This is a genomic window from Chryseobacterium vietnamense (assembly GCF_031454475.1).
Taxonomy (GTDB): domain Bacteria; phylum Bacteroidota; class Bacteroidia; order Flavobacteriales; family Weeksellaceae; genus Chryseobacterium; species Chryseobacterium vietnamense.
Genome location: NZ_JAVDQX010000004.1, coordinates 1 through 22,331, shown reverse-complemented (window position 1 = coordinate 22,331; position 22,331 = coordinate 1). Strand labels below are relative to the sequence as shown.

Genomic DNA, 22,331 nt, shown 5'->3' with positions numbered 1-22,331 from the left:
TGCTGAAAATTAGATTTTTACAACTCCTGAATACCCGTTTTTAGAAAATAATGATGCTGATTTTCAACTGATTATTATTTAATTGGTAAAATATTGTCAGATTCTGAAACAACCGATTACTTTTCTTATGTACATTTGTATCAACAAAAGGATCTCGTTCCTTTATGATCAAAATGAAACTAATTAACTTTAAGTTTTTCCTATTAAAAGTATCAGAAATCATCTTCACGATTTTTAATACATCTCCTCCTATAATTTCTTAATTTTTTCGAAAGAATTATCATAATTCATACCCTGCTTTTTCATATTCTGAATAGCAGAGCGCAATCCCTGTTTTAAAATTTAATCAAAAAACAAAAACAAACTATGGAATTAAGTTTTCATGGCTGGATGGTTCCGGCCGTACTTGCACTGTTGTGCATACTTTTTTACAAATTCATTTTAAGAATTTTCTTTGGATTGATCATTGTTCCCCAGGACAAAATTGGTTTGGTGACCAAAAAATTTGTACTGGTAGGAAAGCAGGAACTTCCGGAAGGACGAATTATCGCAACCAACGGTGAAGCAGGTTTTCAGGCCCAGACATTAGCTCCGGGTGTTTATTTTGGGAAGTGGATCTGGCAGTATTCCATCGATTTTCAATCTTTTACCGTGATTCCGACCGGAAAAATAGGCTTGTTGCTTGCAAAAGATGGTATAGAACTGGAAACCGGAAGAATTTTAGCCAGAAAAGTGGACTGTGATTCTTTTCAGGATGCAGAAGCTTTTTTAAAAAACGGAGGCAGAAAAGGCCGTCAGACCGCGATTATTGCACCGGGATCTTACAGGATCAATACCTTATTGTTTGAAATAGAATTAACGGATATGACTCAGATTCCTGATAATGCAGTCGGAATTATCACAACAATGGAAGGAAGTCCTCTGGAAGAAGGTCAGATTGCAGGTAAAATTATCAATGATCATAATAAGTTTCAGGATGTGGACACTTTTTTAAATAACGGAGGATATAAAGGCCTACAGGAACAGGTAATCCTTGCAGGGTCTTATTTTCTGAATCCCTGGTTTACGAAAGTTGAAATGGTAAAAATGACGGAAATTCCGATTGGCCATGTTGGTGTAATCATCAGTTATGTTGGAGAAGAAGGAAAAGACCTCAGCGGAGTAGATTTTAAACATGGAAATATTGTTGAGAAAGGCCATAAAGGGGTTTGGGCGGAACCCATTGGTCCAGGAAAATATCCTATCAACCCTTATATTATGAAAGTTGAGCTTGTTCCAACCACCAATTTGGTCCTGAACTGGGCTTATGAAAGAAGTGAATCCCACCAGCTTGATAAGAACCTTTCAACCATTACGGTACGAAGTAAAGATGGTTTCCCTTTCAATCTTGATGTTTCGCAAATCATTCATATCCCAACTTATGAAGCTCCAAAAGTAATCGCCCGTTTTGGGAATATGATCAATCTTGTCAGTCAGGTTTTAGAGCCAACCATTGGGAATTATTTCAGAAACTCAGCCCAGGACAGTGATGTGATTGCATTTTTAGGAACCCGAAAAGAAAGACAACAGTCGGCCAAAGACCATATCAGCAGTGTTTTGGAACAGTATAATGTGAACGCTGTTGATACGCTGATAGGAGCGATTGTACCACCGGAAAGTTTAATGAAGACCTTAACAGACAGAAAACTGGCGGAAGAGCAGAAAATAACTTATGAAACGGAAATGCTGGCTCAGGAAACCCGTCAGGCGCTGGAAAAAGAAACGGCTGTTGCTGATATGCAGAAAGAAATTGTAAAAGCAGATCAGGGTGTTGTGATTGCAGAAAGAATAGCGGATGCATCGGTGAAAAAAGCAACCGGAGACGCCAATTCTGTAAGATTGCAGGCCAACGCAGAAGGAGACAGACTGAAGCTGCTGGCAACCGGCGAGGCTGAGAAAACAAGACTTCTTGCCAAAGCCGAAGCCGAAAAAATAGAATTGCTGGCCAAAGCAGATGCTGAGCAGATTTCATTAACTGGTAATGCGGAAGCCGAAAGAATTCTGGCCATTGGTAAATCGAATGCGGAATCTTACAAATTATCTGTAGAAGCAATGGGTGGAAATAATTTTACCCAATTAAAAATCATGGAAAATATAGCCAGCCAGAATGTAAGAATAATGCCTGAAGTATTAATCGGAGGAGGTGGAGATTTAGCGAATGGAGGAATCAGTGGGCTTTTAGGACTTCAGCTGTTGGAACAGGTGCAAAAGAAAAATGTGGAGACAGTTTCTGCAACGGAAGAAAAAACAGATAATAATTCTTAAATTATAGAAAATAGAGGCATATTATTAAGAATTGAAAGACGCCCGAAAAATATTTTCGGGCGTCTTTCAATTCTTTATGCGGTATAACTTGCAAAAGCATCTTCAAGGCTTTCAAATTTTCCTTTAAACTCATCAATAGGGCAGTCCTGAAGAATATTTCCTTTATGGATAAGAATGACTCTTGAGCACAGCGCTTCCACTTCCTGCATGATGTGAGTTGATAGTAAAACCGTTTTTTGCTGTCCGATTTCTTTCACCACATTACGGATTTCAATGATCTGATTAGGATCCAGACCATTGGTAGGTTCATCCAGAATCAGTAAATCCGGCTGATGAATAATAGCCTGTGCAAGGCCAACACGTTGTTTATATCCTTTGGACAACTGCCCGATTTTTTTAGATTTTTCAGGAGTGATGCCTACCAGTTCGATCACTTCATCTACTCTCGATTCAGAGATTTTGTGAATATTGGCAACAAACTGAAGGTATTCTTTCACATACATTTCCAGATAAAGTGGGTTATTTTCAGGAAGAAAACCAATTTTCTTTTTGCTTTCGATCTCATGATCAGCAATATTCATCCCATTGAAAATAATTTCTCCCTGGTCAATTTTCAGTGCACCGACAATAGATTTCATCAGGGTAGATTTTCCGGCACCGTTCGGGCCAAGAAGACCAATGATCTCATTTTTATCAATAGAAATGTTGATGTTGTCAAGGGCAGTCTGTTCACCAAATTTTTTGGTTAAATTGATTATCTGAAGCGGCATAAGTTTTACGATCTTTCTGCAAAAATAAAATAAAAAAACTCATTCTATTGAATGAGTTTCGCAATATTTATAAAATATAATTATTTTCTTGATTTTTTCTTGGCTCCGCCTGATGCAGGAGTCGCTGTAGAGGCTGTACTTCCGTTTCCTTTATTCAATGCCGGGTTTACAGAAGCGGGTTTGTCATACATGGCATATTTTCCATTGGTTCTTCCAAAAATTTTATCCACCTGTTTTTGGGTTAAAAACTGTGATTTTCCAATGTATTTTCGGTTCTTGTTGATCACCTGAATAAACTGCATGGTTTGCTGCCCGTAGTTCTTTTCATAATGAAGTTCTATGATATCATTAGGCAGTTCCAATACAACATTTTCTTCCGGAGTGGAAACAAAACCATCCATAATAAGTTTATATAATCCTGCCACGTCACCATTAAGGTTCTGGAATGAAAAAGATCGGATGGTATTCAGGTTGCTGGTGTTCAGATCCTGGTAGTTAACTGTAAATTTATCTTCCTTTTTATATAGACCAACGGAATTATCTTTACCAATTTCCACCAAACTTTCATTTTTCAACACTTTGATCTGTGAGAAAACAGAAATACCGAACATACATGTAATAAGTAGAATTATTTTTCTCATGGAATGAATTTTAATGTTTTATAACTTGGTGCACATAAATTTACTCATAAAAAAGCTAAAAAGCAATTTTAATTCGTTAAAGCAAAAGTAACACTTTTTTTTAATATTTATAAGAGATCGTCTGCTGATACTATGGACTTCATTGTTTATATAAAGGATTGTGAATCATGAGTTTGTTTCCCTTTTATGAAAGTGCTGTGATTTCAGTATAAACCATCTTTTTAATTCTTAATCTGTTGTAAGATATTGATAAACAGATTGTATGAAACCTAAGTCTGGGAGGATTTAAAATTAATTTAAAATAAATGTTAAAAATGTACTTTTGTGAATTAATATAAAAGAATTATAACAGTTTGTTTTTAGAAAGGGCTGCTACAAAGATATCGAACTCCTTTTTGTAACTTCTTCCTACCGGAATCTGATATTTATTGACAACCAATTCATTATTACTAAAAGCAGTCACAAAAGAAGTATTAATGATAAAAGATCTGTGGATTCTTATAAAGCCTTTACCAGAGAGAATTTTCTCCAAATCTGTGATTTTATTTTTTGCTGTAAAACTTTCCTGTGTGAGCACAACTTTGATATCATTTCCCTGGCTCTCAAAATATACGATTTCCGAAACGGAAAACTTTCTGTGCATTCCTTCTGTTTTAACAAGGATGAAATCATCTTTAGCCGCTGTATTTCTCAACAGGCGTTCCACGGCTTTGAAAAAACGTTCAAAAGTAATCGGTTTAAGGAGATAATCCACCGCTTCAAGTTCAAACCCCTCGATAGCAAAATCCCGATAGGCTGTGGTGAAAATAGTTTTGGGTTTTTGTGGCAACGACTTCAGAAAATCAATTCCATTGAGATGGGGCATCTGAATATCAAGAAACATCAGATCAACAGATTGATTTTGCAGAATTTTATAAGCCTCTATTGCATTTTGGGCTTTTCCTATAAGCTTGAGATGATCAATTTTTGAGATATGATTTTCCAGTAATGCTGCTGCCAGAGGTTCATCATCCACAATAATACAGTTAATCATAATGAGAAGGCGTTGTTATTTCAACTTTAAAAATATTGTTTTCCTGTGAGATCCGAAAGGTAAAATGTTCCTGATAATGATATTGAAGCTGTCTTTTTATGTTTTGCAGTCCTATTCCTTTTTCATTGTTCGTCTGGTGGTCTGAAAACGTATTTTCAATGGTAAAAACAGAATGCTGGTGATTGGTTTCGATTGCAATTTTTATTTCTGTGGTTGCGGAGTTATTTCCAGCACCATGTTTGAAAGCATTTTCTACCAAAGTAAGATACAGCAGCGGAGGAATAGTGTTGTGAGAATTTATCTTGCTAAATTTCTGAATTCTTAACCTCTCTTCATGATATCTGAGGCTTTCCAAAGCAATATAATGATCAATAATTTCCAATTCATCAGAAGCCTGCACCCATTTTTTCTGCCCTTTGTATAAAATATAATCCAGAATATCTGAAAGCTGGCTGATTGATTGAGACGTTTTATCAGAATGACTGATGGACAGAGAATAAATATTATTCAGAGTATTAAAGAGAAAGTGAGGATTGAGCTGGGATTTGAGAGATTGCAGTTCAAGTTCCATCTTTTCCTTCTGCAGTTTGATGCTATGTTCTTTTTCATCCTTATACCGTATGATAAACATGATTGAGATAAAGATAAAGGCACCGCTGATAATCGGAAAGGTATAATGAAGCAGCAGGTAAGGAATATCTGTTAAAATTTCAAAAGGGGTGTCTTTCAGTTCATTGATGAAGAGAGGCTCAGCAATATAAACGATAAAAAACCGGTTAATGACAGAAATAATATAAAGGCTGAGAAGAATAGACAGTATTAATTCGATATACTTTTTCTGATCAAAAAAATGACGGATCAGAACAAAATAAATAAAATTGGCTCCGGCAATCTGGAAAATCCAGTGGCAAAAATTATAAATAATCAATCCTTTGGAAACTTCATTATTATATTCTCCATACATTTTTACCGTTCCGAATAAAAATAAAGCCGTCCAGAAGAGCAGCTGGAAGTATAGATTGTGTCTGATTTGAGTTTCTGACGTGGTTTTCATCATCATCAAAAATAGAAAATCTTATGGAACATCAGAGAAATGTTATGTCAACACCTTTAAAATCATGACAGATTACATCATTCACAGGTTCAACTGCATATTCTGCTATCGATACCGAATAAGATGCTGTCTGGATTCTATATCTGCAGGAAGGCTAAAATTTATCAACATTTGCAGAAAAAAAATGACAGAACGTTCCGAAAGACTTTACGGATTAGACCACTTGAGAGCTATCGCTATTTTGCTTGTGTTAATGTATCATTACCGTGCATTTAAACATCCTGACTGGATTGACGTTATCGGGAGATTTGGCTGGACGGGAGTAGATCTGTTTTTTGTTTTAAGCGGCTTCCTGATCTCCGGTCAGTTGTTTACAGAAATAAAAAATACAGGTAAGATCAGTCTGAAAATATTTTATATAAAACGTTTTTTCAGGATTTTTCCTTCCTATTTTTTTACGCTTTTCCTCTACTTTACATTTCCTTTTTTCAGGGAAAGGGAGGCTTTATCTCCGGTATGGAAGTTTGTTACCTTTACCCAAAATTACGGACTGGATGTAATCAACCGGGGAACATTTTCCCATGCATGGTCATTGTGTATCGAGGAACAATTTTATCTCATTTTACCATTGTTCCTTTTCATCGTAATGCCGACAAAACTGTTTAAATATATGGCTGTTCTGATGATTGTTGTCATTGGATTTTCTATGGCAGCAAGGCTTATGGCGTGGAATGAATTTATTGCAGCAGCAGATACTTCTTCCACAGATTTCTGGAAATTATGGTATATGAAAATATATTATCCAACACATACGAGGCTGGATGGATTGGGAATAGGTATTTTGATCGGGTACTTGATGCAATATTCTTCAGGGTTTAAAAAAATGGTGCATAATAGGGGAAACATATTTTTCTTTTTGGGAATTATCCTTTTGGGAATTTCTTTCTGGGTATGTTACGAACAGGCCTCAAAAACAGCTTCCATATTTGGCTTTACACTGGTTGCCATCAGTTATGGATTGATTCTTATGGCAGCAGTTTCTCAATCATCTTTCCTATATCGTTCGAAATCGTATCTTACTGCTCAGCTGGCTGCTTTATCTTATGCTGTTTACCTTTCACATAAAGGAATTATTCACATGGTACAGGAGGGTTTTGATTATTTTAAACTTGAAACTTCAGATAATATAAGTCTTATGGTTTGTCTTTTTACCTGTATACTTGGAGGCTTATTTTACAGATTTTTAATAGAAAAACCTTTTTCTATGATTAAAGCGAAGGTTTTGAAAAGAAATGTATAATATCTACCATATTCAGTATAGACTTTCAAAAATTAAAAAAGTATTATCCCATTATCCTTTCTAAAAATCTTTAATTTTTTTGTGCCTTAAAAAAATGCAGGATTAAAAGACTTGCGCCTTTGCGTTTTCCAACTAAACTTTTTTTATTTATGTTTTTTGGAAAATCGCAAAGGCGCAAAATATTATTATAAAGTTGTTATAAGGCGCAAAGATTTTATCTCCGATAAAATTTAATAATGCTTATTTCAAATACTTTATATGACAAATTTTTTATTTAGCTGTAATTGCTTTCAGAACTGCATTCTTTATTGCGGCTTCTTTGAAACTCCAGTATTCACTCTTTTCAGGCATCTGATTTTCAAGAATAATAAGGGTAGTATCTGTGGAGGGAAAGTAAGTGTTAAGACAGGTAAAACCATCACCAAGACCTGTCACTGCATAATAATCCAGCCCTGCTTCTTTAATAAATCTCACGTTATATCCGAACCCCATACCTTCTTTTCCGAATACATTGTGCTGAGAAGTTGTAGAAGGGGTCAGCATCAGCTTTTGAAATTCAGGAGAGAGAAGTTTCCCTTTAAATAATGCCTGATCCCATTTTGCAAGATCCTGCACCGTGGAAATGATGCCTGCAGCAGGGGCTATCTTATCATTCAGAAAAGACTCTGTCACTTTTTTAAACTGATTGTTTTCGTTCATATAACCGGGAACATGGGACAGCCTGTTCTTTGTATTGTAAACAAAAGTCTGATCCATTTTCAGCTTTTTGAACAGAGAATGGGCCAGCTCATTGAAACTTTTTCCAGTTGTATTTTTTAGGATTTCTCCCAGCATCATATAAGAAAGGTTGCCATATTTGAACTGGGAACCGGCCTTGAAAGCTGCTGGTTTTTCCAGATTGGTAATCCCATGCGTGTGGTTCAGCAGATGATGTACAGTAACGATATCAGCCCAGGTTTGGGTAAGAGTAGGTAGGTATTTTTTGATGGGTGTATGAAGATTCAGTTTTCCCTGTTCCGCAGCCTGCAAAATTAAAATAGCGGTAACCTGTTTGGAATTTGACATGATTTCAAAATGATCATCAGTTCGTAAAGGGATTTTATTTTCGAAATCTTTATAACCGTTAGCTTTCAGATAGTGTACTTTTCCTTTTTGAGCCACCAAAACAACACCATTGAACTGTATCGGACTGGATGCGGTGATAATACTGTCAATTTTATAAGTGTAAGCGTTTTGTTTCTGAGCTGCTGCAGTAATAGACAACACTATAGAAAATACACCTGTGAAAAATAGTTTTGCTTTGGTCATTATTTATTTTTTATTGCTGAAATTGAGAGATAAATAGTAAAAAATATGCTCATCGAAATCATTTTATGAATGGGATATTTTAAAAATTTAAGATCCAAATATATCTTTTTCTTTGAACTGTACAAGTAAATATTTTCGTCAATTAATATGAGTGGAAGCATAAAGCTGTCAGATAAATACCCTTATTTTTATAGGTCATTTTGATTTTTATATGAAGTAACACTTCAAAATACTGATGGCAATCTATTCAGAAATGTTAATAATCAATTAAATTTCTTTGTTATGGAAAATAGAGAACATAATCACGGAATCGTTTCTTCCGGAGAAGTTGAAAAACATTCAAAACATTCTTCCTCTCCAATGTACGGACAATTTGTGTTGATGGCTTTAGTGATGTTTTGTGCGATGTATATACTGATGTATGCTATGATAGACAGCCTGAAAAATCTTATTTCCAATATTAATAACCTGTATATGGCTCTGTTAATGACTTCAGTGATGCTTCTCATTGAATTATGGATCATGCGGAAAATGTATACGAGCAGAGCAATAAATTGGGCTATAGTGGTAATTGCCATAGCATCAGGTATTTTTTCCTGGTTCGGAATCAGGGAACAGATGAATGTAGATGACAGGCAGTTTGTAAAAAGTATGATTCCTCATCATGCTGCAGCTATTTTAATGGCTGAAAAGGCACATCTCACCGATCCGCAGCTGATTACCCTGCAGAAGAATATTCTTAAGACCCAATCCGAAGAGATCAAGCTGATGAAACATAAACTCAGAGAATTTGAAAAGAGGTAGGGCACGAGTGGATTGTAATATGGAAAATTCTCTTGTTTGTAACGCAAAGCTTCTTTTAACTCTTTTCCGGTTTTTAAGATAGCAAAGATGGGATCAATTGTATGATTCTTTCTGAGCGCAAGTAGCATTAGCTTCATCTGCGGCTTTGTCGCTTGCTTTTCTTTCTTTAATGATTACTTTAAATAATAGAACGTTGTGTAATGATCAATAAAAAGGCATCATTTACAAGTAAATGATGCCTCGTCACTGAATATATTTGAATGTAAAATTGTTTTTCGTTTATCTACTCATTCTGCTTGATTTGTGGGTTATTATTAATTTCTTTATTAGGAATCTGAAACCTGAATTTATCAGGGGTCAGATTAAATCGTCCAAAAGTATGATTCGTTCCGGTGTAAACTCTTTCTAACGGAGTGTTTAATCTTTTCATATCAAACCAGGCATAGCCTTCACCCCAGAGTTCTATTCTCTTTTGCAGGACAATTTCATTGATCAGCTCGCTGCCCGATTTTGTTGACAGTGTATAAGCCTGATCTCTTTTTGAAGTAATGTCAAACAATACCTGTCTGGCCTCTGTTTCTCTTCCTTGTCTGGCAAGAGCTTCCGCCTGGATATAATACAATGAGGATGCTCTGATGTAAATATAATCTCCTTCAAAAAGCGTAGGATCCTTAAACTTCCAGCTTACATAAGGCGGATAATTTTTTGTTTTTCCATTAAAGGTATAAGTAGCAGCCTGACTTCCGTTGAATACTTTCTTACGGTAATCCGTTGCCGGAATAGCTTCATAAAGTCTTTTGTCTATCAGCTTACGGATCTGTGCTGCTCCCGCATATCCTTCATTGGTATTATCAAACATGGAGAAGAAAGATGCGTAATAATTTCCGATACTCATCGTGGAAATCGTATTATGAAAACCCCATATTACCTCAGGATTATTGATGTTGGAAAATCCGGTGTTGGTATAATCATCTTCGGTCATAAGGGCAATTCCCTGTTTACTTTCCTGAGCGTATTGGGCTGCTTTGATATAATCTCCTGTTTCCAGAAATACTTCAGATGCAATAGCTTTAGCAGTTCTTTGGTCTATCTGGGCTCTGGACGGTCGGGCATACGTATCCAGAAGCGAAATAGATTCTTCTATGTCTTTTTTGATTTGTGAATAAACCTCAGCAACAGATGATCTCGGAAGTCCCTGGCTTGGGTTAGCTGCTGTAAGAACCAATGGAAGTCCGGGCTCAGACTGGTGGCCGTTATAATCATTGGCGTAGAAACGAACCAGATAAAAGTAGGAGTAAGCTCTTAAAGCGAGCAGCTGTCCTGCAATCGCTCTGTTTTTTGCATTGGCATTTTTATCAAGTCCATCAAGCAATTTGTTGATCACAAATATTCTTGCATAAAAAGTGGTCCACACAATTTCAGAAGCAATATTGCTGGCATTGGTAGCTTCATAATTATAAAACATACCCAGATGCTGGTTAGTAGACTGAATCACATCATTAGACATCAGGTCGGCACCCGCTTTGATGCCCATAATTCCGAAATCAGAGTGAACGGTAGTACCGCCAGCACCATTGCTGCGAAGATCAAGATAGACGCCACCCAGAATTTTTTCCGGGCTATTGGCATCATTATTTAATTGTTCACCGGAAATATCTCCTTCCGGCAATGTATTGAGATCATTGGCACAGCTGGTAGCCAAAAAGCTTATGGCTGCTGCTGTTATAAAGTATTTTATTGTGTTCATTCCTGTTTTTTAAAAATTAAGTTTAAACCCTAAAGAGACGCTCGACAACAGAGAATATCGGTATGAATCTGAAACTCCCGTCAGCGAAGCTCTCGGATCATAGCCTTTTCTCTTGGACCATAGGTACAGATTGTTTCCTGTCACATAGATTTTCAGACCAGATAAACCTGCCTGTTGTGCAAACCCGTCAGGAAGCTGATAGGAGAGGGTTACATCCTGAAGGCTGATATAATCTGATTTGATCAGATACAGCGTTGAATTTCCGTTCTGGTTCGTAGCCGTAAGATCTACCCTAGGTAAGGCAGCCGTTGGATTTTCCGGAGTCCATGTTTTATCCAGATCCGTTGAATAGTTAGAACCATAGCTGTCAGAATGGAATAAGCTTCTGTAGATATCATCATAGCCATATCCTCCAAACTGGTAAGCAAAATTCACTGCAAGATTAAATCTTTTATAGCTGAAATCTGTCCCGAATCCTCCATATACCTTTGGAATAGCAGACTTTCCGGTATTGTAATCAGTAGCTTCCTTATAATTATTGGTTACCGTTCTTTCTTCCTGTTTAGTGGTAGGATTGATCGTTGTACGATACCATAAAGCATCACCATTCTCAGGATTCACTCCTGCAAATTCTTTCAGGAAATAGGTATAGCGGTCTCCACCTTCTGTCAGGATAAATAAACCGGAAACAAGCCCTGTATTTCTCTGTTCGGCCGGTAATCTCGCAATCTTATTTTTATAATGAGTGGCATTCGCATAAAAACTCCACTGGAACTCATCTCCGCGAAGGATATCCACACCTAGATTAGCCTGAACACCTCTGTTGGTCATATCTCCGATGTTTCCGTATTTCACATACGAACCTGCATTGGATGGAGGAAGAGGAAGCGTATAAATCATATCCGAAACTTTCCTTTCAAAATAATCAGCATTCAGGTTAATTCTGTTTTTTAAAAGGGAAATTTCAAAACCGGCATTCAGATTTTTGGATGTTTCCCATTTTAAATCCTTATTCCCTTGTTTTTTTAATGATAGAACAGGTTTGTCATTCCCGAAATTATTGATTCCATAGATATCCTGATAAGCATAATAGTCTCTGTTAGAACCTCCTAAAAGGATGTTGTCATTTCCCTGCTGGCCGTAAGAAGCTTTTAATTTTAAAGAATTAATAATGCTGTTGTCCTTAAGAAAATCTTCCTTTGCGATATTCCAGGCGAGTCCCAGCCCATAGAAATTTCCCCATCTGCTTTCCGGAGAAAATACAGAAGAACCGTCTCTACGGATATTGGCATTGAAGAAATATTTACCGTCGTAATTATACAAGAGCCTTGTGAAATACCCTTCTACAGCATATTCGTAACCGCTTCCTGATAAACCTGTAATTTTTACGGCATTATCAAAAGCTTGTGAGTCAGGTAATAAAAGCTGCTGTTTTGATCCTGAGAATCCATCATCTTTGATCTTATTCAGTTCATGTCCTACAAGGAGATTGAAGCTGTGATCCCCCAGCTTTTTCTGATAGGTAAGCAACTGCTGATGGTTCAGTGTATATTTAAAATTGGAGCTTTGCGAAATAGTTCCTCCCACAGAAGATGAAGTTCCTCCTTCCGTATTTCCGAACTGAAGGTTTCTTGTATTTTCAAGATAGGCTCCAAAATTATAGGTAAAATCCAGTCCTTTGATGATTTCATAATTTAAACCAAGATTAAGATTGGTTACATTACTTACGATCTGTGATTTATTCTTCTGAAGGTTACCCACAGGGTTTTCAAATACGGCATAAGACCTTGTAGCACCGTTAGGTCCCTGGCCATCTCCATAGTCATATAAGGCATTGCCGTAGCTGTCATAAAGCCTCTGATAGTTATTGTCTCTTAAGAAAACTGGGTAAAAAGGAGCTATATTTCTGGCAAACTGGAAAGGGTTGGAAAAACCTCCCGTCTCCCCGAAATCCTGCTTACTGTACGTATAGGATAGCGCACTGGTCAATTTCAGTTTGGAAGTGATGGAATAGTCTATATTAGATCTGATCCCAAATCTTTCAAAACCTGAAGAGATCAAATATCCTTTATCATCCAGATAATTAAGGGAAGTATAGGATTTTACCTGATCACCGTTAGCATTGATTCCCACTGTTGCTTCTCTTCTCAGGGCAGGTCTGAAAAGCAGTTTCTTCCAGTCGTCCTGATACAAAAGCTTAGCGTCAGGATTGAAAGAACCATCCTTTGAAATCAGCTGATTGAAAGCTACATTATAGACATTATATCCCAGTTTGGTCAATGCAGCCAGTCCCACATCGTGTGGCGAAGGGCCGGAAGGAACAGCTCCCGGTTGTTTCATCCTTACAATTTCGCCGATTCTTGCTCTGTTATAATAAGCCGTATAATAATCCTGAGGAGACGTGTAGACCGAATAATCTTCAATAGACCTGAAGTTGACACCTGTTTTTACATCGGCCTCAATACTTATTCCTTTGCTTTTTCCTCTTTTGGTATTCACAATAATCACCCCATTGGCACCTCTGGAACCATACAAAGCATTCGAAGAAGCATCCTCAAGAAAAGAAATACTTTCAATGTCCGATGCGGCAATACTGTTCAGGTTTCCGCTGTACGGAATACCATCCAGTACAATCAGAGGGTCGCTGGATGCATTGATAGAGCCAATTCCTCTCATTCTGATAGTAGGCTGGGAACCCGGCTGGCCGGAAGAAATTACCTGTACTCCCGCTACTTTTCCTCCAATTCCCTGAAGAATATTTCCGTTTTGAAGATTAGAAAGATCCTTAGCCTTCAACGACTGTACAGATCCTGTAATCTCTTCTTTTTTCTGCTTTCCAAAAGCCACCACCACTACTTCTTTGATGGAGGTTTCTTGGGAAAGACTGTCTTTGCTTTGGGCAAAACCATATTCCGCGAACAGGAGTAAGGCCAATACACCAAGCTTGCATTGTTTCTTTTTCATTATATTAATCTAGGTTTAAACTGAATTGTATATTACTGCTGATCTCCTGTTAAAAAATGTGACTTTCCGCCTCCTTTTTCAGGGAGGTTATAAAAAACGGATAGTAAAATTACAGGAGATGTACCCGGATGAAAGAAGCCTTGAACTCTCTGGCTTTAATTCCTACAGTAATGAATGTATCTCTTAAAAGTTAGCACATCATCATCATGCACATCATATCAAAGCACATATCTTGAGAAATACAGTGGTGCTGTGAACAGGCAGGCTTTCCATAACACATTTGTTGTGCAGGAACGGTCGCCATAAAGGTGCATAGGTAAGAATTAAAGGTATTCTTATTCATGAGAATAGAGTTTATTTTTTTTAACTGGGTCAAAATTATTTAATAATTGACAAACCCAGGTAAAAGACAGGTATGAGATAAATCATATTAACCTACTAATTTAGTAGACTAATTAATTTTTATCAAATAGAGTTAGTTTATTTATTTGTAAATCAACTGGTTGTATTGTTGTGTGAAATGTTAAAAAATGATAAAAAAGTTATATTTCAAACAGTGAATTAAAATTAATATTATAAGTCTATTGATTTTGTAGACTTATTGTTTATTTTATAGGCTTACTAATGATAAAATTGGTATCAGGAGCTTTATCCTGCTATTCGATCATACTCCTCGCACCTGGCTGAATCCACTTCCTGCTGTGGGGTAACCGCTGCTATCAGGGCTAAGGAAGGTTGAATTATAAGTGATAAATGATAATTGATGAATGATCGATCATCAGTTATCAATCATCAATCATGATACAAGATCCCCAAATATCTGCGTCCATCCCTGAAATGTGTGGTAACAAACCAATAAAAAAAAAAGCCTGCCTTCCGGCAGACTCCTATAAAAACAAGATTGAAAAAAATGTTATTGTTTGCTAATGTCCGGGACCTCCAGTGGAGCCTGGTCCCAACCGCCACCCAGTGCTCTGTACACAGCAACACTCGCTTTAAGTTGGTTTACTTTCTTTTCTACCAGCTCAAATCTGGATTCCAGCGCATCACGTTGAGTCAGTAAAACTTCCATATAATCTGCACGGGCATATTTGAACAGGTCGTTGGAAATATCTATAGACTTGGTTAAGGCATTTACTTCCTTCGTTTTAATATTCACACTGCTTTCCAGATTATGAATTTTAGATAACTGATTGGCAACCTCAATATAAGCTCCCAACACAGTCTGCTCATAATGATATACCGCCTGAATCTGTTTCGCATTGGCGTTATTGTAAGTCGCTTTAATCGCTCTCCGGTTGATCAGAGGAGCGGTAAGTTCTCCTGCAAGAGAAAACAGAAACGACTGAGGTTTGATAATGTACAAGGGATTAAAAGCCTGTAACCCAACTCCTGCAGAAAGATCAAGAGAAGGGTAGAACCTTGCTTTGGCTACTTTAATATCAAGCTTGGCAGCAGCCAGTTCATACTCAGCCTGTTTAATATCCGGGCGGTTTTCCAAAAGTTCAGAAGGAATTCCTCCATACACGGCCTGCGGAACCACAGAATCAAAAGAATCCTGACTTCTTTCTACCGGCTGCGGAAACCTTCCCACCAGATAATTGATCTTGTTCTCCGTTTCAACAATTTTCTGCTGGATGTCATACTGCATACCCTGAGTTTTCAGAACCTGAGCTTCAAATCTCTGCACAGCCAGTTCATTGGATCTGGCATTCTTTTTTAATTCTTTGATAATATCCAGCGCATCATTCTGAATTTTGATATTCTGATTCAAAATAACCAATTCATTATCCATGGCCAGCAGCTCATAATAAGAATCTGCTATCTCAGAAATGAGATGAGTCGTCATGAAATTCTTTCCTTCAATGCTCGCAAGATACCTTTGTACCTGTGCTTTTGTAGCATTATGAAGTTTTCCCCAGATATCGGTTTCCCACTGAGCCTGAGCACCAACTCCAAAATCAAATAAAGGTTCCGGCATTTCTCTGCCGGGTTCTATTTCAGTATTGGCTTCCATCGCTCCGATATTGGTGTACCGGCTTACTTTGTCTACGCCGGCGCCTGCTTTTAAACCTACAGACGGAAGATATTCCCCTTTCTTGGCTTTGATTTCATTTTTAGACATTTCAATTTCCTGAAGAACAATATTCAGTTCCTGATTATTCTGAAGAGCCTGACTAATCAGTTCCTGAAGATGAGGATCACTGAAATATTCATTCCACTTCATTTTTCCGGTATTGAGGGTGTCATTTTCTGCTGAACCGTATTTTTCAGGGACGGTTTTATTTTCAGCACGCTGTACGATTTCGATAGGTTTACAGGCAGTAAGACTTAATAAGACGACTGCCAGACCTGCATATTGATATATTTTTCTTTTATTCATAATGGATCATGTCTTCGCTTAATGGAGATTCATCTTCGTCTTTAATCATTTTTTTACCGTCAGACCACTTGGCAAATATGTAGTAGAGCCCCGGAATTACAATCACTCCGAATAGTGTTCCTATCAGCATTCCTCCCAATGAAGAGGCACCGATGGTATGGTTTCCGATAGCTCCGGCACCTCTTGCAAAAACAAGCGGAACCAATCCCGCAATAAACGCAAAAGAAGTCATCAGAATCGGTCTGAAACGGGCTTTGGAACCTTCTACAGCCGCTTCAAGAATTGAATCTCCTGCCTGACGCCTTTTCACGGCAAATTCTACAATAAGTACCGCATTTTTACCTAATAATCCGATAATCATGATCAATCCCACTTGTGCATAGATATCATTTTCAAGTCCCATCGCTTTTAATAATAAGAAAGACCCGAATACTCCTACAGGCAGTGAACAAAGTACCGCAAACGGAATAAGGAAACTTTCATACTGAGCCGCCAGAACCAGATACACAAACACAAGAACAACAAGGAAGACATAGATCGCCTCGTTACCACGCTGAGCCTCATCGTAAGACAATCCTTCCCATGCCACTTTGTATCCGTGAGGAAGTGTTTTGGCAGCCGTTTCGTTGATGGCCTGGATAGCATCTGCTGTAGTATATCCAGCCGCCGGAAGCCCACGGATGGCTGCTGAATTGTACATATTATAACGCGTAATTTCGTTAGGTCCCTGAGTCTTTTTCATCGTCATGAATGCAGAATAAGGAACCATTTCATCACGGTCATTTTTCACATACAGATTCATAATATCCGTTGGAAGTCTTCGGAATTCCGGAGATGATTGTACATACACTTTGAAGAACTGCCCGAAACGGATAAAGCCCTGTTCATAGGTACTACCGATCAGAATGTTGAGGTTGTCCATCGCTTTCCCGATAGAAACGCCTTTCTGCATCGCTGCATTATTATCGAATACCAGTTCGTACTGAGGATAATTAGCCGCAAAGAAGGTGAAGACTCCTGAAAGTTCCTTACGTTTTTTAAGCTGTGCAATGAAGTCTTTATTGGCCTTGTCAAATTCCTGGTAATCGGTCGTTCTGTTAAGGTCAAGAAGTCTCATAGAGAAACCTCCCGAAGATCCGAACCCCGGTACAGCCGGTGGTTCAAAGAATTCAATGGTCGCACCAAGATCTTTGGATTTTTCTTCCAGTTCTTCCATGATTTCCTTTACAGAATGATCGCGGTCGTTCCAGCTCTTAAGGTTAATCAGACAGGTTCCTGCATTCGAACCACGTCCTTCTGTCATGATTTCATACCCTGCCAGCGATGATACAGATTCTACACCGTCTACACCCATACAGATTTTCTGTAATGTTCTGGAAACCTTATTGGTCTGTTCCAAAGTAGAACCCGGCGGAGTTTGGATAATGGCATAAATGGTTCCCTGATCCTCATTCGGGATAAATCCACCCGGAAGTACTTTATTGATCATTACAATTCCGGCACAGAAAGCGATCAGGATTCCCCATGTTACCACCTTTCGGCTCACAATTTTTCTAAGGAATGAAGCGTATTTTCCTGTTATTTTATCAAACCCGCTGTTAAATGAGTCTAAAGCTTTGGTGAAAATATTGACTTTCTTAGGCTTTCCATGATGGTTTTTTAACAGCATTGCTGCCAAAACCGGAGTCAGAGTAAGGGCTACTACCGCTGAAATCACAATAGAACTTGCCATGGTAATCGAAAACTGACGATAGAAAGTTCCTACCGGACCTGTCATAAATGAAATAGGAATAAACACTGCTACCATCACGGCTGTAATCGCAATAATAGCCCCTGCAATTTCACCCATTACTTCTTTTACTGCTTTATAAGGCGAAATATTGCTGTCTTCCATCTTGGCGTGAACGGCTTCAATTACAACAATTGCGTTGTCAACCACAATACCGATCGCCAATACCAATGCGAAAAGAGTAACCAAATTGATGGTTAATCCGAAGAACTGAATCACAAAGAAAGTTCCGATCAAAGAAACCGGTACGGCAATAATAGGAATCAGCGTAGAACGCCAGTCGCCAAGGAAAATGAAAACCACGATGGCAACCAGGATAAATGCATCTCTCAGGGTATGCATTACCTGCTCAATAGAAGCATCCAGGAATTGTGAAACGTCATAACTGATTTTATAATCAACCCCCGGAGGGAAGTTTCCTTTCATTTCTGCCAGTTTTGCTTTCACATCCCTGATCACATCATTCGCATTACTTCCATAGTTTTGTTTTAGAACGATAGATGCGGAAGGGTGCCCGTCAAGATTGGAATAAATATCAAAGAATTCACTTCCCAGTTCTACCTTGGCAATATCTTTCAGTTTCACATTTTCTCCTTCAGCATTGGAACGAACGATAATATTTTCATATTCTTCCGGCTTGTTGTATTGCCCTTTATAAGTCAGTACATATTCCAGAGACTGTGCTGCAATACCGGAACTTTGCCCGATTCTTCCCGGACGTCCTATGATACTTTGTTCACCAATAGCTTTCATCACCTCATCTACCGAAATAGAATACGCACGCATACGGTCGGGATTCAGCCAGATACGCATGGCATACCTGCGGCTTCCCAGGATCTGAGATTTTGCAATCCCATGGATACGGTTGATTTCCGGAATGATATTCACCATAGAGTAGTTGTACAGGAATTTTTCATCCATACTTTTATTCGTACTGTAAAGATTCACGTACATCAGCATGCTGGGCTGAATCGGGTTGACAACAACGCCTTCTTTCTGTACCAGTTCCGGTAATAAAGGCATTACCTGGTCCACTCTGGTTTTTACCAGAACTACCGCCTCATTGGGATCGGTTCCGGGATCAAAGACAACGTTTACGGTAGCTTCTCCGGCACTGGTGGCATCGGTAGTGATGTAACGCATTCCCTGAACACCATTGATGGCATTCTCAATCGTAATCAATGATGATTTTACCAGTACATCGGCACTTGCTCCTGGATAAGCAATAGAAACGGCTACGGTGGTAGGGGCAATTTTTGGAAACTGTTCCGTAGGAAGCTGCTTCATCGCAATCGCTCCCAAAAACAGGATGACAACCGATATCACAATAGCGAAAACCGGTCGGTGTATTACTTTTTTAAACATAATGCTGCTTTTGGGTTACTCGGCGTATAGATCCAGGTTTGACATTACTTTTTCAGGCTTTTGGTACTTTGAGCTGATCTTCTGGTTTTCCTGAACCAATCTAAGCCCTTCCAAAAGGATTCTGTCATCCTTTCCAAGTCCTGAAGAAACTACATAAATATGAGGTAATTCAGCTGCTACTTTTATTTCTCTTGCATGTACTTTACCGTCTTTACCGATGACATAGACATATTTCTTTTCCAGCTCTTCGAAAGTGGCTTTCTGTGGAATCATCATCGCATTGGCATAAGGCGATGTAATGACGATATTTCCGGTTTCTCCGTATCTCAGCAGTCCTTTGGGATTCGGGAAAGTAGCCCTGTAAGCGATATTTCCTGTTTCATTGTCAAAATCAGACTCTATGGTTTGTACGATACCATCTTGTGTAAACTCTTTGCCATTGGCCATTCTTAAACGTACATGCAATGGATTGTTATCTTTTTTTGCATCCATCTGGTTAAGATATTCAGCTTCCGGAACATTGAAATACACCCACATTTTGCTGTTGTCGGAAAGTTCTGTTACCAGTTCACCTTCATCTACAAGACTTCCTTTTCTTACGTGTAATTTTCCTACAATTCCGGTAAAGGGAGCACGGATTTCTGTAAATCTCAAATGGGTATTCATTGAAGAAAGTTCAGCCTGGGCTTTTTCATATCTTGCTTTAGCCATCGCCATTTCCTGAGGGGCAACGATGTTTTTGTCTGAAAGATTTTTGGTATTCTGATATTCAATTTCAGCATATTTGGTTTCCGCTTTGGCACGGTTTACATCAGATTCATAAAGATTAGGCATAATTTTGAACATCAGCTGTCCTTTCTGTACAAACTGTCCTTCATCTACATAAATAGACTGGATGTATCCTTTTTCCTGAGCACGAAGCTCAATGTGATTAATAGAACGGATCTGCGCAACATAATCTTTGTTCACCAAAGTATCTTTTATAAGCGGGCTTGTAACGTTGAATGAAGCTGCTTCTGTTTTTTCCTTTTTCTCAGATTGACAGCCTACAAACAGGAGAATAAGGCACAAGTTGATATACATGAGACTTTTCTTGACCATGATAAATATTGTTTTTATAATAATTTATAATTGAAAAAATAGTGTTACCGACTCTCATAACAGCGTATGAAAGCAGATAAGATTTTCGAAAAATTAGAATAAAATCACAGTCGGATGACCCTGTACTGGATGTACAGATCATCATGTAAAGTTTTTAAATGTTCTGACTGAGCAAGTGAAACAGCAATTTGTCTGTTGTGAAATGTAGTGACAAAGCCTGAAATAAGATGCCAGAAACCATCTTTGAAAAGGGCAAGAAGCTCGGTAGAATCAGAGGTCTCTACATTGTCGTCATTTTCATTGTCATTTTCAGAAAGATTAGCTCTGATTTTGTTGTAGCGGGGATGGCTGATATTGTAAGCATCATGAGCTTCAGTATTGGTAAGAAAAGCAAAAGATTCTTTAAAGCTCTTTTTCTCGTGAACAAGAAGATCCGTAGTAAAATGAAGATCAGAAGAAATATCAGTTGAAATATACTGCTGAATTTGCCCGTAATACCATCCTAAAATGGTAAGTAACGCAAATAACAAACTGTATAAATATTGATAAAATCTTTTCCGCATCCCAGAGGCAAAGGTAGGTAAAGTTCAAAATAGGTGCAACCGTTAAAGATTAAAAAAGTGTTAAAAAGTAAGCTGTTTCATTGAAAAATTCATCTTTTCACGAAGTTTCCTTTTTGGCTAAGAAGTAGATAGATTCAGCGAAGTCTTCCTGATGAACATTTTGGAATTTTACACCAACAAAAAAAAAAGAAAATGAATATAGTTTTAACAGGTTCCATCGGGAACATCGGAAACCCTCTTACAAAAGAATTAGTAAACAAAGGACATGAGGTCACAGTGATCAGCAGTAATGAAAAGAGAAGAGAAGCTATTGAAGCGTTAGGGGCAAAAGCAGCCATAGGGAGTATGTTTGATCCTGATTTTCTCACCGAAACATTTACCGGGGCAGATATTGTTTATCTGATGGAAACCATGGAGGCAGCAGGTGACCTGTTTGATAAAAATGTCGATTTTATTGGAAAAATCAGTGAAATTGGCCGTCATTATAAGACGGCTGTGGAGCGTTCCGGTGTAAAGAAAATTATCCATCTCAGCAGTATCGGAGCACATACGGACAAAGGGACAGGTATTATTGTGTTTCATCATCATGTAGAGCAGATTCTGAAGGAGCTTCCGGATCATGTTGCCATTAAATTTATTCGTCCGGTAGGCATTTATTTCAATATGTTTTCATTCATCAGTACAATTAAAAACAAGGGTGCCATTATTTCCAATTGGGGTGGTGATCGAAAAGAACCGTGGGTTTCTCCATTGGATATTGCAGCGGTTGTAGCGGAAGAAACAGAAAAACCATTTGAAGGAAGAACGGTACGTTATGTAGCGAGTGATGAAGTTTCTCCTGATGAAATTGCGAAAGCTTTGGGTGAGGCAATCGGTAAGCCGGATCTTCAGTGGAAAGTGATTGCAGATGAAGAGCTATTGAAAAACTGGCTGGATATCGGTTTCAATGAACAGGTGGCTAAAGGTTTTGTAGAAACTCAGGCAAGCCAGGGTAGCGGAATTCTATACGAAGATTATCAACAGCATCAACCTGTTTTAGGAAAAGTAAAACTTGCAGATTTTGCAAAAGAATTTGCTGAAGCCTATCAAAATGATGAAGGGTAAACAGTGAACCACAAAAGTCACAAAAGTTTTTAATCTTTTAGTAGGACGAAGAGCATATTCTTACGCTGAAAAGTACACTTAAGAATAAAACACGGACTACT

At 38.1% G+C, this 22,331-nt stretch carries 15 protein-coding genes; 4 read left to right on the top strand and 11 right to left on the bottom strand.

Annotated elements, in window-relative coordinates; genetic code table 11:
- The first annotated feature begins 366 nt into the window (after positions 1–366).
- Positions 367–2,304: an SPFH domain-containing protein gene (locus J2786_RS17225; protein ID WP_047433702.1), complete on the top strand. Its 1,938-nt coding sequence runs from the start codon at positions 367–369 to the stop codon at positions 2,302–2,304.
- Positions 2,305–2,378: 74 nt separating this feature from the next.
- Here J2786_RS17225 and J2786_RS17220 read toward each other — a convergent pair whose 3' ends face one another.
- The 4 genes from J2786_RS17220 to J2786_RS17205 all read right to left on the bottom strand — a co-directional run bounded on the left by J2786_RS17220 (position 2,379) and on the right by J2786_RS17205 (position 5,808).
- Positions 2,379–3,074, bottom strand: coding sequence for an ABC transporter ATP-binding protein (locus J2786_RS17220; RefSeq protein WP_047433701.1), 696 nt, complete (start codon positions 3,072–3,074; stop codon positions 2,379–2,381).
- 80 nt (positions 3,075–3,154) lie between these two features.
- Entirely contained in the window at positions 3,155–3,715 is a 561-nt protein-coding gene (locus tag J2786_RS17215; RefSeq protein ID WP_047433700.1) for a hypothetical protein, read from the bottom strand.
- A gap of 343 nt (positions 3,716–4,058) precedes the next feature.
- The gene (locus J2786_RS17210; protein ID WP_052187101.1) at positions 4,059–4,748 is read right to left on the bottom strand and encodes a LytR/AlgR family response regulator transcription factor; all 690 of its coding nucleotides are present in this window, start codon (positions 4,746–4,748) and stop codon (positions 4,059–4,061) included.
- Positions 4,741–5,808 carry a sensor histidine kinase gene (locus J2786_RS17205; protein WP_310026029.1) on the bottom strand — a complete coding sequence of 356 codons (1,068 nt, stop codon included), beginning with the start codon at positions 5,806–5,808 and terminating at the stop codon, positions 4,741–4,743. The genes J2786_RS17210 and J2786_RS17205 overlap by 8 nt, the downstream gene beginning before the upstream one ends.
- A 178-nt stretch (positions 5,809–5,986) precedes the next feature.
- Here J2786_RS17205 and J2786_RS17200 point away from each other — a divergent pair, with 178 nt between their 5' ends.
- Positions 5,987–7,102, top strand: coding sequence for an acyltransferase family protein (locus tag J2786_RS17200; RefSeq protein ID WP_047433697.1), 1,116 nt, complete (start codon positions 5,987–5,989; stop codon positions 7,100–7,102).
- A gap of 270 nt (positions 7,103–7,372) precedes the next feature.
- On the opposite strand, the gene J2786_RS17195 is transcribed toward J2786_RS17200, so the two are convergent.
- Positions 7,373–8,410: a serine hydrolase domain-containing protein gene (locus tag J2786_RS17195; RefSeq protein ID WP_047433696.1), complete on the bottom strand. Its 1,038-nt coding sequence runs from the start codon at positions 8,408–8,410 to the stop codon at positions 7,373–7,375.
- 282 nt (positions 8,411–8,692) lie between these two features.
- Here J2786_RS17195 and J2786_RS17190 point away from each other — a divergent pair, with 282 nt between their 5' ends.
- The gene (locus tag J2786_RS17190) at positions 8,693–9,214 is read left to right on the top strand and encodes a DUF305 domain-containing protein (RefSeq protein ID WP_142017195.1); all 522 of its coding nucleotides are present in this window, start codon (positions 8,693–8,695) and stop codon (positions 9,212–9,214) included.
- Positions 9,215–9,497: 283 nt separating this feature from the next.
- On the opposite strand, the gene J2786_RS17185 is transcribed toward J2786_RS17190, so the two are convergent.
- The 6 genes from J2786_RS17185 to J2786_RS17160 form a co-directional block, all read right to left on the bottom strand.
- Positions 9,498–10,961: a RagB/SusD family nutrient uptake outer membrane protein gene (locus tag J2786_RS17185; protein WP_047433694.1), complete on the bottom strand. Its 1,464-nt coding sequence runs from the start codon at positions 10,959–10,961 to the stop codon at positions 9,498–9,500.
- 9 nt (positions 10,962–10,970) lie between these two features.
- Complete coding sequence (locus tag J2786_RS17180) at positions 10,971–13,925, bottom strand: SusC/RagA family TonB-linked outer membrane protein (RefSeq protein ID WP_047433693.1); 2,955 nt, start codon at positions 13,923–13,925, stop codon at positions 10,971–10,973.
- A 913-nt stretch (positions 13,926–14,838) separates the two neighbouring features.
- Positions 14,839–16,308: a TolC family protein gene (locus J2786_RS17175; protein ID WP_047433692.1), complete on the bottom strand. Its 1,470-nt coding sequence runs from the start codon at positions 16,306–16,308 to the stop codon at positions 14,839–14,841.
- The gene (locus tag J2786_RS17170) at positions 16,301–19,462 is read right to left on the bottom strand and encodes an efflux RND transporter permease subunit (protein WP_047433691.1); all 3,162 of its coding nucleotides are present in this window, start codon (positions 19,460–19,462) and stop codon (positions 16,301–16,303) included. Before J2786_RS17170 ends, J2786_RS17175 begins: the two co-directional genes overlap by 8 nt.
- A gap of 15 nt (positions 19,463–19,477) precedes the next feature.
- Positions 19,478–20,563, bottom strand: a complete 1,086-nt coding sequence (locus tag J2786_RS17165; RefSeq protein ID WP_047433690.1) for an efflux RND transporter periplasmic adaptor subunit — start codon at positions 20,561–20,563, stop codon at positions 19,478–19,480.
- 104 nt (positions 20,564–20,667) lie between these two features.
- A complete protein-coding gene (locus J2786_RS17160) occupies positions 20,668–21,093 on the bottom strand; it encodes a hypothetical protein (protein ID WP_156121539.1) in 426 nt (141 codons plus the stop codon).
- Between the two features lie 225 nt (positions 21,094–21,318).
- Here J2786_RS17160 and J2786_RS17155 point away from each other — a divergent pair, with 225 nt between their 5' ends.
- Positions 21,319–22,230, top strand: a complete 912-nt coding sequence (locus J2786_RS17155) for an SDR family oxidoreductase (protein WP_047433688.1) — start codon at positions 21,319–21,321, stop codon at positions 22,228–22,230.
- The last annotated feature ends 101 nt before the right edge of the window (positions 22,231–22,331 follow it).